The organism is Thioalkalivibrio sp. ALgr3 (assembly GCF_000377325.1).
Taxonomy (GTDB): Bacteria; Pseudomonadota; Gammaproteobacteria; order Ectothiorhodospirales; family Ectothiorhodospiraceae; genus Thioalkalivibrio.
This window is the reverse complement of the sequence record NZ_KB898031.1, coordinates 1-1,396: the sequence shown is the minus strand read 5'-3', so window position 1 is coordinate 1,396 and position 1,396 is coordinate 1. Positions and strand designations below refer to the sequence as shown.

Annotated in this window: 3 protein-coding genes; all 3 read left to right on the top strand. The window is 63.3% G+C overall.

From position 1 onward, the window contains the following. Positions 1-215: DUF987 family protein (locus C998_RS0113935; protein ID WP_018871482.1), on the top strand; the 215-nt coding region annotated here is incomplete at its 5' end. Further along, positions 212-505, top strand: coding sequence for a hypothetical protein (locus C998_RS0113930; RefSeq protein WP_018871481.1), 294 nt, complete (start codon positions 212-214; stop codon positions 503-505). The genes C998_RS0113935 and C998_RS0113930, both read left to right, overlap by 4 nt. A 105-nt stretch (positions 506-610) precedes the next feature. Continuing rightward, positions 611-1,258 (top strand): hypothetical protein, encoded by a 648-nt coding sequence (locus C998_RS0113925; RefSeq protein ID WP_018871480.1) that lies wholly within the window; start codon positions 611-613, stop codon positions 1,256-1,258. The last annotated feature ends 138 nt before the right edge of the window (positions 1,259-1,396 follow it).

Below are 1,396 nucleotides of genomic sequence, written 5' to 3'. Positions count from 1 at the left end.
CCCGCCATGCCGCGCGCCGTCTGCTGAGCGACAACCCGGAACGACTCGGGGCTCGGCCGCTGGATCGGTGCAAGTATGAGTGGAAAGGCGGCCAGAAAGCCTATGTCGGTCATTCGACCCTGGCGCCGCCCAACGTGCTCGCGGTGTACATCGAGCGCCGGGAAGACCGTCATGGGCCGTTTGCTCAGGTTATGGCCGTGGAGGACCGGGTATGAAGACGATGGACCTGATCCGTGAATACCGGCTCCGTGAATACGCCCCCGATGTCTTCCGAGGCCCTGTGGGCTTGAACCCGGACGCAATCGAGGACAGGTTGCGCAACGCGGGTTCCGAGTTCATCGAGGTCTTCAACTGGCGAGACGCGCTTTCTCGGCGTGTATGGGTCGCGCTCCAGGCGCAATCCATCCTGACCTACGTTGATGGTGACCTGACGCTCGAAACCTTCTCCGACACGGACACGATGCTGGAAGCGATCGAGTCCCGGAAGGCAGCCTACGCCGCGTAACGACCTTACCTGCCCACCCTGGCGCTGCCAGCGGTGGGTTTTTTTGTGGGTGCAACTCCCCGGAGAAGCAGGCCATCCCGGTCCTGCACTCCGAAGGAGATACCCATGAGCGTAACCACCAATGATTCCCAGCGTCTTTTCGTGATCCCGGCCGGTCCCGGCTATTCCTGCCTCGGGTTTGATGTCTGCTACGAGCGTGCCTGCGCTCTGGCGAGCGCCCTCGGTGAGCCCGCCCCTCGACCGGAGGAGCGGGGCACCATCGAGCAGTACATGGAGTACCAGGCGCTAGTCGATAAGGCGCGGAACCATGATCTCGGGACGTGGTTCGAGCCCGGCACACCGGACGGCGTGAAGTCCGCGCTCGAATTGGCTCGCAGGCGAGGCGTCCGGGTCCGCCTGTTCTTCGGGGACAGCGCCACGGGCCGCGACTGGCTTGAGGAGTGGGACGTAACAGGGACCGTCAGCCGGTCTCTCGGTCCCCTGAAAACGCCCATTCTGATCGCCAACCGCCGCTCTCACGGGGGCGGCGCGATCCTGACGCGCCACGTTGTTCGGGTCATCGAGATCGAGTCTCGCAGGGAGCTTTACCGCCACCCCGACTACCACCTCCCGGTGTTCACCATTCGGCAGGAAGGTGGCAACGGACCCCGGTACATGGTGTACGCGGACGGCCGATCCCACGCTGGATTCGCCACGAAGAAGAAGGCCACGCAGTTCGTCGCGTTTATGCGCGGTGAGCGATTCGCCAAGTAGGTCCAGTCGCCCGCCCAGGCTTTGCCTGTGGCGGGTTTTTTTGTGCCCTCAACTCCTCCACGAAGCAGGCATATCGCCCCTGCATGATGAAGGAAAAGGAGGACACGATGATCGGCAAACTCGCCTTTGAGATCAGCG

Coding starts and splice junctions, on each gene's coding strand:
- C998_RS0113930 (WP_018871481.1), top strand. CDS start 212: ATGAAGACGATGGACCTGATCCGTGAATACCGGCTCCGTGAATACGCC.
- C998_RS0113925 (WP_018871480.1), top strand. CDS start 611: ATGAGCGTAACCACCAATGATTCCCAGCGTCTTTTCGTGATCCCGGCC.